Below are 17,054 nucleotides of genomic sequence, written 5' to 3'. Positions count from 1 at the left end.
CCCCTTATGTTAGCCTTTCGATACGGTGATTTCGACTTCATCCGGACGGTACACCGATAACAGGTCGCCGCTCGCATCCACTGCGAACAAGATCGAGCGATCCGCCTCGAGCACGAATGAATAGGTAAGGCCGGTTGAAGGATCCTTCACCTCGACGTTCGCATCCCACGATTGCTCTGAGCCGAAGATGAAGAGCGCTCCTTCTTCGAACGTTACTTTGCGTCCGTATACGCCGGAATGTTCTCCGCCTTGATTCCAGATCAGCCCCGTGTCGGCTGCTGACAGCTCCAATGCATGCCGGTACAAAGCGGAAATGGCGTCGATCCGGTCGTTCAGTTCTACCGGAAGCGGGCTCCAGAGCAGACGTCCTGCCCCAAGCTTCACGTCCATGATCGAGTCGCCGGCAGCGTCTGCCGGTTTGGCCCCGCTGCCCGTCGGAATTTCTTTGCTCAGCTCGGCAATCTTGCGGTGCCCATATGAAACGGGCCATGCACGGTCCCCTAAGCGCAAGCTTTCTTCCCGGCGCACATTTGCCAGCTTGCGCTCGCCCAGCTCTGCGGCCATGCGATCAACCGGATGCCAATAAGCATCCAGACCGATCGGACCGGTCAGGAGCAGCGTAGCTCCCGTTTCCTCCACGATCGTTATCAATTCGGCAAACGCCTGGTCATCCACATTGTGGGCGCTCGGCAGAATGATGAATTTCGCCGGATTGCTGCGCAGCGAGCTTAAATCATATTCCCCAACGGCACGGAACGGCACGTTCAGCTCGTAAGCAAGCGCGCGCGTCGCCTTCGTCGTCGCTTCAAACGCAAGCTTCCGGTTGGAGAAATCGTTGGAATAAGGGAAGATGACCGCGGTCTCTTCAAGCTTCCGGCCTGCAAACAAATCCCGGATGCCTTCCATGAAGGCGCCGAAATCATACGATACGTCCGCTTCCGGTTTCTCCGTGCCATCGGCGCGGACAGCTCCGATATGCGATTCATTGGCATTATCCATGTAGAAGTTCGTGTTCCAGATCCAATGAATGGCTCCTGCGCCACCGGTAGAGAAGGCGTAAGCATACTTGCGCTCCAGCAGGTTCCGAAGCTCGGCTTCGCTCCGCTTCGCCCGGCCGTCCGGTGTTTCCACGTACATAATGCCCGTTTCCTGAATCAGGTTCGGTTTATCCGGGGTTTTGGCAAAGATGCCGTCCCAGATCAAATAGTCGTTGAACCACCAGGAGTGAACCGTCGTATAGTCTACGGCTTCGGCATAGAAGAACGGGGATGGACGCTGTGCGCCAAGCGCCTCGTCTTGTCCGACGGTCACCATATGATCCGGGCACACCGCTTTGATATCTTCATATAATTCCTTGGCCCAGCGGTTATGCATATCCATGGAGAACAATACATAATCGAGCCATTGCCCGCCCTTTTTCCCCTGGTGCATGTCTTGAACGTCAAAATTTATGGCTTGAGGCTCCGGAGGTACCACGGAGTCAAAACCCGGCAGCTGATCGGCCGTCATGTTCCAGCGTTCCTGTAAACGCTCAATCGAGCCGTGACGCTTTTTCAGCCAATCGACATAAGCCTGCCGCTCGAACCGATCCTTCGCCGAACGCGGACCGTCCGAGAAAATTTGCGGCGGATCGAACATGGAAGGCTCGTTGATCAGGTCCCAGTCCACATTCTTCGTGTCTTTGTGCCTTGTCACGATGGAACGTATGAAACGCTTCTGCGCTTCCACGCTTCGCGGATCGAGGTAAGGATTCTGGCCTTCCCATGTCTCCGGCGTGAAGGAGAAGAAGGTAAACGTTACCTGCAGATCATGCTTCTTCGCCGTTAACAGGAAGGCGTCAATCGAACGCATAACCTCCTCGGATGCATGCCCGTCCACCTGCATAATATTGCGATAAGCGGTCCAAATGCCGGTGCGGATCCAGTTGATGCCGGCACCCCGCATTTGCGCCATATCACGATCCCATACATCCGTATTCGGAAGGAACAGGAATTTACGCGCGACATCGGACGTCATGTACGTCATGCCGACAACCGGCAGCGGACGGCCGTCCTTGATGAAGTAATCCCGGTTGCAGGTTACGGGCGAGCCTGCCTGCAGCAGCTGCGGATCAGCTCCCCAGAAGCCTTGTCTCAGCCTGCGGATTTCTCCGTCCGGCTCTTCGGCTTCGCACACCACGCGATAAGCTCCCGGCTTGATATCGAGCGCAACCGGGATGCGCTGTACATGAAATTGTCCGGTCACGTCCACGGTAACGGTATGATTCCATTCGGAAGATTCATCCCCGTCGTGCTTGATAGAGATGCGGAACGTCCAGCTCTGCGGCTCATGAACCGGCAGGCTCCGGCCAAGCCTTTGCGCCTGCAGGGTCAGAATCGCGCGCTCGCCGGACTCGTAGGTCGCATAATTCGGCTTGATCCACAGCTCGGTAATCCCCTTCGCGCAGAATGCCGCCCAGCGGCGCACCTCTGCTCCTCCATCCTGTTCCCAGAAGGAAGCGGTGAGTGGCTGGTTCACAAACAGCCAGCGTCCGCCCAAGAAAGGCCCGCCGACATTTTCCCATAAAACAACCGGAGCGGCGACCTCTCTCCCGTTCGCCGTGCTTCCCTTAAGGAGCGGATAAATCCGGGTATCCATCGGCCCGGCCGATCCCATTTGATGAGGCAGATCACTGCTCTTGGTGACATGCGGAACCAAATTCCACGTATCGCTGACAGTTAACCGTTCCCGGCTGCCCTCCATCAGCGGTATAACGTCGCTTGCAATCAAATGATCGACACGCCCGCTGTCCACGGGCAGCACCTCATGAATATGAAGCTGCTGGTGATACGCCGTCTGTTCGTGCTCCACCACCCAAGCGCCGTCCTCTTTGCGGACAGGACGCTTGAAGGGTGCGCCGCCAACGCTGACCAAGCCGCCGCCGTTTCTCAGAAAGTCCAGAATCGCTCTCCAGGCGGATTTCGGAAAATAAGGCGCGTGCAAATTGACAAAGCTTGCACCTTGTCCGCCTGACGAAGCCAGCGCTTCAGCGAGGTCCTCGGCGCCGCACACCGCATCGAATGCATTCAGAGCCGCGGCGCTAGCCGGCAAACCGGCAGCTTCTGCTGCCGGAAAGGACGGATCATAGAATACAATCAGGCGCCCGCTCATAGAATCCCTGCTTTCATCGCCTGATACACCAATTGCGAGAACAGGCTGTTGGACCAGGCAAACCACGATCTGGTGAAGACTTTCGGATCGTCGGCATGGAACCCTTCATGCATGAAGCCGGTATCGGCATCGGTCGCTTCCAGCAGCGCAATCATCTCCAGCTTCTCTTCTGCCGTCTGCGCCGTAATCCCCTGCATCGACAAGGCCATATGCCAGATATAATCCGGCGGCGTGTGCGGACTGCCGATGCCTTTGGCAACGGTCCCCTCGTAGTAGAAAGGATTTTCTTTGCTGAGCGCGAACCGTCTGGTGTTCTGGTAGATAGGATCATCTGCTGAGCAATATCCCAGATAAGGAATGGACATCAATCCTGGAGTGCCCGCATCATCCATCAGGCAGTAATTTCCGTAACCGTCCGTTTCATAGGCGTAGATCGGACCGAACTCCGGATGACGATAGATGCCGTACAGCTGAATTCCGTGATCCACGTCAGCTTCAAGTCGTTTCAATTCATCCAGCAGTTTCATGTCACGGAATACCCATTCCGCGAATTCCTGCATTTGACGAAGGGCCACAACGGCGAACATGTTCCCCGGAATGTTGTAGTGGAAATCACAGGCATCGTCGCTTGAACGGAAGCCCGACCAGATCATGCCCGTATAATTCACAGGCATGCCGAGACCGTTGTTGCGCAAGGAGTCGGTCGGAATTCCGTTATCCCGCGTGAATCGGTAAGGCGATTTCTCGAAATGGTGCTGTTCGGTTTTAAACAGCTCGATGATTTTGATCATAGCCGACTTAAAGTTGGCGTCGAATACATCCGTCAGGCCGGTTTCCTTCCAGTACAGGTAGGCCAGGCGAACGGAGAAGCACAGCGAATCGATTTCGAATTTGCGCTCCCATACCCATGGCGACATGTCCGTTTCGTCGGTCGTGTTCCAGTGCCAGTCGTTGGCCGATTCATTGAAGGCATTGGCATAAGGATCGATATGAATATATTGAAAATGGCGTTTGATCAATCCGCTTAAAATCCGCTGAAGCTGCGGATCGTTCTTGGCAAACGGAATGTAATGGATCACCTGCTCTACCGAATCGCGCAGCCACATGGCAGGGATATCGCCAGTGATCACAAACGTCGTGCCATCCTCCATCAATTTGGTGGTCGTTTCCAGCGTGTTCGGGAACGTGTTCTTGAACAGCTGAAGCAGCTTGGGACGGTGCGCCAGCTTTTCTTCGGCCTCTTGCAAAACCGCCTGAATGGATTGCGGCAGCTCTAGCTCCGGCATTGGTATTTTGGGGAGTCTGAATTGTTCCATGATTTGTTCTGGCTCCTTTGACTAAGTATGTTGTGTGGTCAATTTGATGGTTTTGATCTCGTACGGCAGGAATTGAAGGGTTAACCTTCCTTCCGCGATATCCAGTTGTTCGAGTTCTTCTTCCAAGGCGTTGGATAGATGGACCCTTTCGCAAGGATAAGGCCAGCCCACAGTTGCCGCATCTCGGCCTCCCGCGGATTCATACATCCGAAGGATATACCCTGAACCGCCTTCTGCTGGTTTAACGGTATCCAGGATCACATGATCGCTCTCGAACGGAATAAACGAATGCACGGCAGGCTGCGAACCCTTCTTCGAACCTGTTCTCACCCATGGCAGATCATGATTAAGCTCGGCTGCTTTGCGGACGATTCCGGCGCTTCTCCAGTCTCCGTTATGCGGATAGAGGGAATACGTGAACTCATGCTCTCCCAAATCCGCCGTGACATCCGGCCATTTCGGCGCGCGCAGCAGCGACAGCCGGATCGTGCTGTCTTGAACGTCATATCCGTATTTGCAGTCGTTGATCAGGCTGACGCCGTATCCATGCTCCGACACATCCGCGAAGCGGTGTCCGCAGACTTCATATTGCGCCTGCTCCCAGCTCGTATTGCGATGGGTCGGTCTCTCAATGGTTCCGAACGGAATCTCGTAGGTGGCCTTCTCGGCAACGACGCCGATCGGGAAACCGACTTTCAACAATTTATGCGATTCGTTCCAGCTGACAAACGTCTTGAAGTCGATCCGTCGGTCATGATGATAAAAAATCATATCCTGCGTGATCTCCGACTGATGAATGCGCCAGCGGAAACGCAGCACATCCTGGACTTCGCCCGCAGACACCAGCTTCTTCTCGATCAGCTCGGCATCGCCGGCGGATTGCTCCTCGTAGCGGGTATCGATATCCCACGCATCCCACAGCGTCGGACGGTCATGGAAGAAGTGGAAACGATTCGCGGCTTCGCCCGTCTTGATTACTTCCCGATGTGCTTCTTTATCCCACAGGCTCGTGATTTCGCCGCGCTCGTTAAAGCTGACCTTATAGAAATCCGTTTCCCAAGAATCTGCGAACACTGTAGTAGACTTCTCCGCTGCCTTTCCGTTTCCTGCCGAAGGCTTCAACCAGATGGTCGTGTATCCCAAAGCCGGGATGCCTTGAACATGAACGTTCAAGCGCTGCGAGGTTTCGCCGTTCTCTCCGGATAAGGCATCGAATGGCAGCGGCGCGCCATCCGAATCGTACGGTGTAAGGCCATGCTCTACTTCTAGCGAGATGACGGCGTCTCTTCTCCATCCAAGTCCGTTGAAGATAACATACGGAACGCCTTCCCCTTCTGTATCGGCCTGGTCCGCCAATACCTGAAGCCCGAGATCCAGGCTATGATTTCCTTTTTGGAATACCTCTGCGTATTCCTTCTCGGAGGTCACGTAAGATTCCGTTATCGCAGAACCCGGAATAATATCGTGGAATTGATTCAGCAAAATCAGCTTCCAGCCGTCATGCAGCTCGCTGACGATGCCCTGCTTCTTCTCGTTGTCCATCGACGGGAAAGCCACCGAGTTCCATAGCTCCGCCTCGCGGTACAGGATTTCCGCTTTCCGGTTATGGCGCTTGTTTCGTGCATGCGTCGTATAGGTGCCGCGATGAAGCTCCAGGTATAAATCCCCGCGCCATTTCGGCAGCTTCGGCTGAGCTGCGTCGATCCCGTCAAAAAACTCGGCGGCCGTGCTGTACTTGCTGGCAGGCTGACCGACCATCAGCTCGGCCCGGTTGATGTATTCCAGCATCTCGCGAGTTACGCCTCCGCCGCCGTCGCCGTGTCCATACAGCAGCATCTGCTCCGGATGAACGGCCTTTTGACGGTACGACTGCCAATGCTCGTGAACGTCCTTCGGCAGCGTGTTCTCGTTCACGCCATGGTTCAGATAGGAGAGCATCGGCGTTCCATCGATCCCGACCCAATGGAATAGATCGTATGGGAACACATTCGTATCGTTCCAGCCAAGCTTGGTTGTCATGAAATAACGAATGCCGCCATGCTTCAAGATTTGAGGCAGGGATGCACAGTATCCGAACGTATCCGGCAGCCATTCGATTTGCGATGTCAGGCCGAACTCTTCTTGATAGAAGCGCTGCCCGTACAGCATTTGACGCATGAGGGATTCCCCGCTCGGAATGTTCAGGTCCGGTTCGACCCACATCCCGCCGACCAGCTCCCAGCGCCCTTCCTTGATTCTGGCCTTCACTCTCTCGTACAGCTCGGGATCGTGATCCTTCAGGAATTGGTACAGCAGCGGCTGACTCTGCGCGTACTTGAATTCGGGATATTCGTTCATCAGCGCATCCATCGTGGAGAAGGTGCGGCTTGTTTTTCGTACGGTTTCCCGAACGGGCCACAGCCAGGCGATGTCGATATGGGACTGGCCCACCATATGCTCGGTGCCTTCGGCATGGCCGCCTATGGCTGCGACCGACTGTTTCAGATCATGCTCAATCGCGGTTACCTCGGCACCATCCCGGATGGCAGCGTCATTCAAGCCTACGAAGCGATCCATGGCCTGATACAGCGCCTCCATCATGCGGATGCGCCGCATATCCGTATCCGGCAGCAGGATAAGCGAATCCCGGATCACGGTAGCGGTGTACATCAGGCTCTGGACAGGCACGTTTACGCGCACAAGCAAACTTTGTACGCGGGTAATCGGTGGCTGAATGACAGCCTGCTGATTCAGCGGGTCGACCGGCTCCGGAATCGGATCAAACAATTCGATCTCAAGCTCCATGTTCATTCCGGTGCGCTTCGGATCCAGCTTAACGAAAGTATGATTCCGGTCCAAACCCTGATAAGACGCGCCATTAATGCGCAGCAGCCCCTCGCCCCCGGATTGAAACACGAGCCCAATCGCTCCATCTGCCCACTTTAGGGGTAACTCAAGATTCCTCCGAAAGAAATAGGTTGTCCCCTGCGTGCTCGGAAACCTGTTGAAGTTCTGCCCCTCCGGATAAGGGGCCGTCTCTTCGTACACGCCCGGAACCATGTAAGCGGACCGGGTAATGTTCCAATCTCGAAGCTCCGTCGATTCGAGCCACTGCCGCTCCGACAGTTCGCGTATAAAGCGTCGAATACGTTCCATTGATTAATCCTCCTGTACGGTCAGATCTGCACTAAGCGTATCGTTCACATGCCTGCCTAGCATAACACGGAACAGCCCGGGTTCAACCACCTGCCGGTAATCTTGACCGATATATTGAAGCTGTTCCGGACCGATAGTGAATTCCACCTTGCGCCGCTCTCCGGGCTGCAGGAAAATTTTCTGGAAGCCCTTCAGTTCACGGGCGGGTCTCGTATATTTGCTGGCGGCATCGCTTACGTATAATTGTACAACCTCGGACCCTTCACAGTCACCGCTATTCGTAACGTTCACGGAAACAACCGCCGTACCGTCCGTTCCGATCACTTCCGGAGTCATTTGAATATCCGAATAACTGAATTCGGTATAGCTAAGCCCGTATCCGAACGGATAACGCGGCTGGGAATCCTCTTCAAGGTAACGCTTGCCGCGCGACCGCTTGCCGTTATAGTAAACCGGCAGCTGCCCGACATGCTTCGGTATCGACATCGTCAGCTTGCCGGACGGATTCACGTCCCCGAACAAAATGTCCGCTACCGCATGTCCGCCTTCCTGTCCAGGATACCATGCTTCCAGAATCGCATCGGCATGCTCGTCGATCCACGGCTCCGCGATCGGACGGCCGTTGATGTACACCACGATCATCCGCTTGCCAAGCTTATGGATCTCCTGCACCAATTCCAATTGAACGCCGGATAGCTGCAGCGTCATCCGGTCAATGCCTTCGCCGCAATCCATGTCGCTTAAAGCATCGTCCGTGACCTTCGAGGCCCCTGTGCGCAAATCAATCGTGCCTTCGCCAAAATCGCGGGCGCTGGAACCGCCAAGCACCATAACCACGGTATCGGCCTGTTCCGCACAAGTCAATGCGAATTCAAAGCCCTCCCTGGAGTCGTCCTTAATGCGGCATCCCGGAGCGTACAATACGCGCTGCGCTTCTTCTCCCAGTTTCGCGCGGATTCCGCCAAGCACGGTGGTCACGGCTGCCGGCGGCTGAGGAGAGGTGTAGTCTCCAAGCTGATTGTATCCCTGATCGGCATTAGGTCCAATGACGGCAATCACGCCGCCTTCCTTGGATAACGGCAGAGCCTTTGCTTCGTTCTTAAGGAGAACGATGCCTTCTGCCGCAAGCTGCCTGGCAAGTCCGACATGCTGCTCGCTGCCGATCACGTTCTCGGCTGTCTGGGGATCCACGTAAGGATTCTCGAACAATCCGAGCTTGAATTTTAACGTCAATACACGGCGTACGGCCTCGTCCAATACGGAGACCTCCAGCTTGTTTGACTCGACAGCCTTCTGAAGATGCTTGCCGAACATCTCGCCAGACATCTCCATATCGATGCCGGCGCGGATGGCCTGCACAGCGGCATCCATTCCGTCTTCGGCGGTATCATGGCCGCTGGCCAGCATATCGATGGCGCCGCAGTCGGTGATTACCATGCCGTCAAAACCCCACTCCTTGCGGAGAATGCCGTCAAGCAGCTCCGTATTGACGGTGCATGGCACGCCGTCAATCTCGTTATAGGCGGGCATAATGGAGGCCGCTCCCGCTTCCACGGCCTTCTTGAACGGCAGCATGTCCACTTCCATCAGCTCACGCGTGCCCATGTGCACGGGTCCGGCATTTCTCCCGCCTTCCGAGCTGCCATAGCCAACGAAATGCTTCAAGGTCGCCGCAACGCTGCTCGGGCTGTCCAGGGACTCGCCCTGAAGGCCTTCCACCGATGCGACCGCATATTCGCTGATCAGGTACGGGTCTTCACCGAAGCATTCCTCGGTACGTCCCCATCTTGGATCGCGCACGACGTCGAGCACTGGCGAATAGGTGACCGCGCCGCCCTGGCTGCGTGTTTCCAGCGCGACGGCCCGGCACATGTCGCGGTATAAATCCACGTTCCACGTGCTCCCGATGGACAACGGCACCGGAAAGACCGTGCCGCCGATGGCCATGTGACCATGCGAGCATTCTTCCCCGATCAGGATCGGAATGCCAAGTCGAGACTGCTCAACGGCGTACCGCTGGATGTGATTGACGGCTTCCGCTCCTTCACGCGGAGAAAGACCGGTCTCAAGTGTTACACCGGTCCATGGATCGGCGCGAAGGGTCCCGTAAAGGGATCCGACGCCGCCATTTTTAACTTGCTCTTTAAATGAATCCGTTAATGTAATCTGACCTTCATTCCCCTCATAGGTCTTCCAGCCGAACGGCTGGATCAACTGCCCCACCTTTTCCTCCAGGTTCATCAGGCCAAGCAGATGTTCCACTCTTTCCGCAATGGGTTTACGGGGATCTTTATAAGTCATCTTATACCCTCCGGTACTTGAAGAATTTATTCTTTAACCGCGCCGATGGTCAGACCTTGAATGAAGTAGCGCTGGAAGAACGGATATGCCAGAATAATCGGTCCGGTTGCCAGAACGACCATCGCCATCCGCGAAGTATCCTGCGGCATGCTCTGAAGAGCGGCCATGCTAAGGGATGAGTTCTGCGAGTTCTGCAGGATGAACTGCATGCTGGTTTCGATCCGCATGAGCATGGATTGCAGCGGAACCAGGTTCGGATCGTCGATGTAGAGCAATGCGTTGAACCAATCGTTCCAATACCCAAGCGTGCTGAACAAACCGATGGTAGCCAGACCCGGCAGGGATAGCGGCAATACCAGCTTATAGAAAATCTTAAATTCGCTCGCACCGTCGATTTTACCGGATTCGATGATGGCGTCCGGAACGCTGGTGCTGTAGAACGTACGCAGAATCATGATATAGAAGGCGTTGAGCGCCAAAGGCAGAATCAAAGCCCAGATGGAATCTTTCAGGCCCAGCAATTGCGTTGCTACGATATAAGTCGGTACCAGACCCCCGTTGAACAGCATCGTGAAAAATGCGAAGAACGAGAAGAAATTTCGGTATCTGAACCCTTTGCGGGAGATGGCATAAGCATAAAGCGAAATGATAAACAGACTGAGCAGCGTACCTACGACCGTGACAAAGATCGTTACGCCGTAAGAACGAAGAAGCGTGTCGCCTGTCTGGAATACGTATTTGTAAGCTTCAAGGCTCCATTTCTCCGGCCAGATTTGGTATCCGTTTCGGGCCAGTGAGCCTTCGTCTGTAAATGAGATGATCATAACGAACAGGAACGGAAATACACACAGGAACGAGAAAATACCGGCAATCAGGTTGAATACGACATTCCACCCGGATGAAAGCTGATGGAAATCTTTCATCTTGCTTTTCGATTTGAACACATCACATACCCCCTTCTTGATGATTGATCGATTAGAACAATGCGTTATCCTTGTCGTATTTACGAACGATATAGTTGGATACCATAACCAGAATAAATCCGACAACCGACTGGTACAGACCCGCAGCAGTACTCATGCCGATCTCGCCCGTTGTTTTCAGACCGCGATATACATAGGTATCAATGACGTTCGTTACGGAATACAAAGTTCCCGAATCCCTTGGCACTTGATAGAAGAGACCAAAGTCAGCGTAGAAGATTTTACCGATCGCAAGAAGAGTCAAAATGGTCATCAGCGGTTTCAGCATCGGAAGCGTGATGGCTTTAATCTGCTGCCATTTGTTCGCTCCGTCAATCATCGCCGCCTCGTACAAGGATTTGTCGATCCCCATGATCGCCGCCAGATAGACGACGCTGTTATAACCTACGGATTTCCACAAACTGATCAACGTCAGGAATATCGGCCAATACTTGGCTTCGGAATACCACTGAACCGGCTCCATGCCGAACCAGCCCAGAATCTGATTCAGCATCCCTTTGTCCATGCTCAGGAAACTGAATGCGAAGTAACCTACGATAACCCAGGACAGGAAGTACGGCAGAAACATGCCGGTTTGATAGACTTTAGCCAATTTCTTGTTCACGATTTCAGACAATACGATAGCCAGCGCTACGGATAGAATGAGACCTAATATGATGAACACGAAATTATAAAGAACGGTGTTGCGCGTAATGATGTAAGCATCGTTGGTACTGAACAGGAATTTAAAGTTTTGGAATCCTACCCATTCACTATTAACGATACTTGCCCAGAACCCGTCTCGGCTAAAGCGGTATTCCTTAAATGCAATAATGGTCCCGAACATGGGCAAATATGAGAATAAGAGAAACCACAGGGTCCCCGGCAAAACCATGAACAGCATGGCCTTATTCGTCATAATATTTTTGAAAAACTGTCCGATTGCTCTCACGCTTACCCCTCCTCGTGATGTGCATGAAATGAACAAAAGAAGGGCGGTGAACATCCGCCGCCCCGTCCTTGTTCATGCTGCAGCGGCATCTGCTGCCCCTTAAGGCAGGCAGGCCGCTTCATGCATTGTTATTACTTGCTTGCTTTCCAAGCATCAATTTGGCTTTGTGCTTCAGCGATGATCTTATCCAGACCAGCAGCTTTCAGCTTTTCATTCGCTTTTGGCAGGAACTCTTCAGGATTGACGGTACCTGTCATCAGCGGCGCCCAGAACTCTTCTTTTACGTTGTTGACAGCAGCGAGTTCTGTGGATACTTTGGTTGGATCGAAGTTGAAACCGAGAAGCGGAGCAGGCTGGCCGGACTCGTTAAACTTCTTGAACTCTTCCCATTTGTTCTCAGGATCTTCAGGATTCAAGTAAGTCAGCATGACATTGCCAAGCGCAAAAGTAGGCATGTCGTAGTTTTTCGATTCTGGCAAGTTTTCCATTACGTTCTCGCTAAGCTTCTTGTAGTGCACGCCTTCGATACCGGAGTCAACCAGGTTACGAAGATATACGTCGGTGTTCAGCAGGTTCAGGAACTCCATTGCTTTCTCAGGGTATTTCGAGTTTGCGGAAATCGCTTGCATCGAACCCATAACCGACCAGTTAAAGATGTTTGCATCGCCGGCAGGAGTAGATACGACCGGATAGCCGTAGCTTTGGCTCCACAGGTTGTCCGCGAATGGCTGTGTAGCCGCACGGTCCGTGAACCAGTTGCCGGATGTCATCAGATCTTGCGTCGAAGTTGTTGTTGCAGCTTCTGGGGAGATGTATCCCGCTTTGTAGTACTTGTTCATCAACTTCAGCATGTCCATCGTTTCCGGCATTTCGAGGAAGTTCACGACTTTCAGTTCTTCCTTGTCGTCCAGGTATACGGCCATTGGCATTTTTTCGATGATGTAGTCAAATGGAAGCAATGGTCCGAAGTCTTTGCTGATGGCCAAAGGAACGACGTTCGGTTCGTTTTCCTTGATCGTTTTGAGCAGGGGCTCCAAGCTTTCCATCGATTTTACGTTCGAAATATCGAGATTGTATTTATCGAGCAATGTTTTGTTAAAGCGCCATGCTTCTTGAGCAGGAAGTTCTTTGTTGGCCGGAATCGCATAGTTGTGTCCGTCAACCTTGGAACCTTCCAGGAACGCCGGATCGATCGCTTCTTTAATGCCTTTTCCGTGGCTTTCGATCAGCTCGTCCAATTCCATGAATGCGCCTTTACGTGCGTTCTGCACATAATCGAACGCCCATGAGCTCGTGAACAGGATATCCATCGGTTCGCCGGAAGCTGCCATAACCTGCATCTTCTGGTTGTAATCCCCGAAGTCGATCATTTTCATGTCAACGGTTACACCAATCTTCTCAGCAGTGTATTTATTGATTTCTGCCTCAACCTTGTCAACATCCTTTTGAGGTGTTCCGATGGTGTACCAGATCAGCTCAACCGGTTTCTCGGCAGTTCCCCCGCCGTTTCCTGCACTCTCTTCTTTATTGCCTCCGCATGCAGACAACAGCATGGACGCGGACAATAAAAGCGTTAGCGGCAGGAGCCATTTCTTTTTCGATTTACTCATGTTTATCCTCCCTTTTGAATCCTTGTGTCTCTACACATATAAGGTTATCCCATGAAAGCAGTTTCACATAGGCGAAAAATTAAAGGTATTATGGTGAAAATAAAGAAAAAAACTCTGATTCTATCAATCAGAGCATTCCTCTAAAATCCCTCGGCGATACGCCGACGAATTTTTTGAACTGTTTATAGAAATAACCGGTTTCCCAATAACCGACATTTTTTGCGATATCCTGCACTTTTGTCGAAGAGTTCCGAAGCAGCTCCTTGGCCCGCTCAATCCGGTACCGGTTAATGTACTCCGTGAAGTTTTCTCCCGTCTCTTTATGGAATAGATGACCCAGATAGACCGGATGGATATGATAGTTAGCTCCCAGCACCTTCAAGGACAAATCCTCGTTGTAATGGTGCTGGATATGATTCAGAATCTGCTGGATGACAGGACTCTTCACGTCATTGTTGAGCGAATCGACCAGCCCGCCGACCCCATCCTTCACCGCTTTGATCAGATCGTCGATCGATACGGAATCCATAATATCGGTAATGGTGTTTTTCACGAAATCAGGGGCGGCCGTATACTGGATATCGTTCAGCTCCAGTTTCAGGCGAATGACCATTTCGACCGCGATGCTCTTCAAGGTTGTCGGGTTCATTCCCTGGGTGTGGCGAAGCCGGTCAAAATCGCTGTCGATCAGATCGAACAGCACCTGCTTGTCCCTTCCGGCGATGCCTTTGGCATAATCGGGCCACTGTACCGAATAGGATTCCGCCGCTTCTCCCTTTTTGGCCTGAACATCAACATAATCCACGTAGGAGGGCTGCTCCAGAACAAGATAATATTCCTGGGCTTCCTTGGCATGGAGATAACTGTCCTTGTAATTCCCGCCGAGGCTCTCCACGCTGCCGAGCGAAATGCTCAGCTCTTCTTCATAGCACTGCTCCCGCACCTGCTGCAGCAGGCGGATTGCCCTCGCTTTTTCCGTATCCGGGTCTTTCATCATGAAGATGACCACATGATCGCCATCGTTGTCCCGGAAATACAGAACGCCCGGCTCCTGGTCCATTAATTGATATAGGCAGTTCTCCAGCGGCGTGAAGTCCGCTCTCAGGATAGATGCCATAACATAGGGCAAATTGAGATTCAATCCCAGAAGGGTCGCCCGCTCCTCCAGCTCCTCCGGCTCGATCCGGTCGGTGATCCAGCGATACAGGATGTTGCTCCGCAAAATATTGATGTCATACTCGTCCAGTCTCATTTCCCTTCTGGAATTGTTCATTTTATCCGTTGTGCTTGCAATCGTTTCTTCCAGTTCCTTGAGGTTGATCGGCTTGAGCAGATAATTCTCGATCCCGAGCCGCATGCCTTCCTTCAAATAGGCAAAGTCGTCGAAACCGCTCAGGATAATCACCTTCAGATTACGGTTTAATTTGCGTGCGCCCTCGATCAATTCAAGCCCCGTCATCACGGGCATCGATATATCCGTTATAAGAATGTCGACCGGGACGACCGCCATCTTCTCCAGTGCCTGACGGCCGTTCTCCGCATGACCAACCACCTCGATGCCATACTTCGACCAATCCACGACATCAACCAATCCCTCTATAATGAACGGCTCATCGTCCACGATAAATACCTTATACATCGTTATTCAGCTTCCTCTCTGTCACCGGAAATTTCACTGTCACCGTCGTTCCGTTACCCGGCTCACTCTGGATGTCCATTCCGTACGAACTTCCATATGTCAGCTTTAATCGCTCATTCACGCTCCGCAGACCAAACGATTCTCCGCTCGACTCGGCCACATCCAGCCGGGATTTGATGTCCTCGAGCCGCTGCGGCGGGATCCCTTTTCCGTTGTCCTTGATCTCGATATGGACCTCGTCATCCTCCTGCGTCGCGTTGATGGTCAGCCAGTTATCGTCCTGATCGCTGCGCAGGCCGTGAACGATATAATTCTCAATCAGCGGCTGCAGCGACATTTTGATCATCGGCACATGCTTGATTTGATCGTCGCAGTGCATTTTGTAAATATACTTGTCCTTATAGCGAATGCGAAACAGCTCCAGATAAAGCCTGCACGCCTCCAGCTCATCCTTCAGCGTGTAGTGGGACTTATGCTGAACGATATTCTTGAAGAGCATCGACAAGCTGTAGATCATATCGCCGACGTCCTGCGCCCCCTGCGAGAGAGCCCTCATTCGAATCACTTCAAGCGTGTTGTATAAAAAATGCGGGTTGATTCTAGCCTGCAGCGCAGACAGCTCCGCATTCTTCTGGTTAATCTCCGCTTTATACACCTTATCGATGTAACGGGAAAGCTCATCCAGCATTTCATTGAAGCTGCCTGCGATTTGCCCCAGCTGATCGTCCTTGGTATCCTGCATCCGGGCCACGAACTCTCCCTTCTCGACCTTGCGCATAAAACGAATAATGTTATCGGTTCTTCTGGAGTAATTGACGATCATCAGGGAAGGGATGGACACCGCAATCACGATGCATAGCAGGGCCGCAATGATAATGGTGCTCTGCAAACCATGGAACGATTCCGCGATTTCGCGCTTGGGCGTGATGCCCACCACCGTATAGCCTGCCTGATTATGGGCTGCCGTTGTAATATAGGATTCCTCATCGAGGGTCACGGTTTCCTTGGAATTCAGCAGCTGGTCGGCATACGGATACTTCTCGCCGTAATATTTGCCGGAGGAGTCAAACATCACGCGGCCGTCGCCCGACAACACCAGAACGGAGCCCTTCAGGGAATCGTCGCTGTTGTTCAGCACGGCATCCAGCGCTTCCGTTCGATACAAAATAAGCAGCTGTCCTAGATTTTTGTAAGTGGTCATATCATTAATCGGGCTTCGGATCGAGAACAACGGCAATGTCACGTCTCCGGCCAGCTTGCGTATCCATAGATTCGGCAATGTGACGCTCTGGCTTTCGAGCGCCATCACGTCGGGAATGTAGGAATGCGTGGCATTCGCCTGATACAGCCTTGTCATGCTGCCCTGCTTGTACACGTAGACATACTGCTTCTCCGCGCTGTACAGCATGATGTTCTCTATATCCGGATCATCGTCAAGCCTCTGCTTGAAATAAGCGACTACGCTGTCCGAATTGGACTGCCCCCCGCCCGCGATCCGATTCATTCGCTTGGCCATATACTCGTTAAACGAGTTCATGAGGAAATAGGAGGTGTCAATGCCCAAAGAGCTGTTGCGGTATAAGTCGTTCACATAGGACTGGGCATTCTCGTATTTTTGATTCAGGTGTCGTTCCACCCGTTCCACCGCGCTCCGCTGGATGTCCAGCTCGCTGCGGACGGCCGATTGAAACAAGAAGTAATACATAAGAAACGATAAGGTAACGATGATAACTACCGCAATCAGGGCGATTAACAGCAGCATCTTGGTAAACATATTATTTTTAATATATTTTAGATATAGCCTTGCGGGAGACATCGGCTTCCCCTTCCTGGTGTAAACGTTGTAACTGCTTAACATATTAAATATAACATCGGTCAACCGTCCTCAACGGATGAAATTTCTACCAAGTCATGAAGGTGTAATTTGCCTATTTTAGACCATTTTGGGGCCAATCTCCCCCCTGTTTCATAGCATGAATCTTGAAGGAG

Annotated in this window: 9 protein-coding genes; all 9 read right to left on the bottom strand. The window is 52.6% G+C overall.

What is annotated here, in order from left to right; all coding sequences use genetic code 11:
* Nucleotides 1-9: 9 nt before the first annotated feature.
* On the bottom strand, nucleotides 10-3,150 hold the full coding sequence (locus GYMC10_RS09405; protein WP_015734278.1) for an alpha-amylase family protein: 3,141 nt from the start codon (nucleotides 3,148-3,150) through the stop codon (nucleotides 10-12).
* Nucleotides 3,147-4,466: a glycoside hydrolase family 125 protein gene (locus tag GYMC10_RS09400; RefSeq protein WP_015734277.1), complete on the bottom strand. Its 1,320-nt coding sequence runs from the start codon at nucleotides 4,464-4,466 to the stop codon at nucleotides 3,147-3,149. The genes GYMC10_RS09405 and GYMC10_RS09400 overlap by 4 nt, the downstream gene beginning before the upstream one ends.
* A gap of 21 nt (nucleotides 4,467-4,487) precedes the next feature.
* Nucleotides 4,488-7,601, bottom strand: a complete 3,114-nt coding sequence (locus tag GYMC10_RS09395; protein WP_015734276.1) for an alpha-mannosidase — start codon at nucleotides 7,599-7,601, stop codon at nucleotides 4,488-4,490.
* A 3-nt stretch (nucleotides 7,602-7,604) separates the two neighbouring features.
* Nucleotides 7,605-9,902, bottom strand: a complete 2,298-nt coding sequence (locus tag GYMC10_RS09390) for a glycoside hydrolase family 3 N-terminal domain-containing protein (protein WP_015734275.1) — start codon at nucleotides 9,900-9,902, stop codon at nucleotides 7,605-7,607.
* A gap of 26 nt (nucleotides 9,903-9,928) precedes the next feature.
* A complete protein-coding gene (locus GYMC10_RS09385) occupies nucleotides 9,929-10,825 on the bottom strand; it encodes a carbohydrate ABC transporter permease (protein ID WP_036666173.1) in 897 nt (298 codons plus the stop codon).
* 52 nt (nucleotides 10,826-10,877) lie between these two features.
* The gene (locus tag GYMC10_RS09380) at nucleotides 10,878-11,807 is read right to left on the bottom strand and encodes an ABC transporter permease (protein WP_175320733.1); all 930 of its coding nucleotides are present in this window, start codon (nucleotides 11,805-11,807) and stop codon (nucleotides 10,878-10,880) included.
* Nucleotides 11,808-11,947: 140 nt separating this feature from the next.
* A complete protein-coding gene (locus GYMC10_RS09375) occupies nucleotides 11,948-13,426 on the bottom strand; it encodes an ABC transporter substrate-binding protein (RefSeq protein WP_015734274.1) in 1,479 nt (492 codons plus the stop codon).
* Nucleotides 13,427-13,553: 127 nt separating this feature from the next.
* On the bottom strand, nucleotides 13,554-15,065 hold the full coding sequence (locus tag GYMC10_RS09370) for a response regulator transcription factor (RefSeq protein ID WP_015734273.1): 1,512 nt from the start codon (nucleotides 15,063-15,065) through the stop codon (nucleotides 13,554-13,556).
* The gene (locus GYMC10_RS09365; RefSeq protein WP_041621957.1) at nucleotides 15,058-16,881 is read right to left on the bottom strand and encodes a sensor histidine kinase; all 1,824 of its coding nucleotides are present in this window, start codon (nucleotides 16,879-16,881) and stop codon (nucleotides 15,058-15,060) included. The genes GYMC10_RS09370 and GYMC10_RS09365 overlap by 8 nt, the downstream gene beginning before the upstream one ends.
* Nucleotides 16,882-17,054: the final 173 nt, after the last annotated feature.

Source organism: Paenibacillus sp. Y412MC10, assembly GCF_000024685.1.
GTDB classification, from domain to species: domain Bacteria; phylum Bacillota; class Bacilli; order Paenibacillales; family Paenibacillaceae; genus Paenibacillus_AQ; species Paenibacillus_AQ lautus_A.
This window is presented reverse-complemented; position numbering and strand designations above follow the sequence as displayed.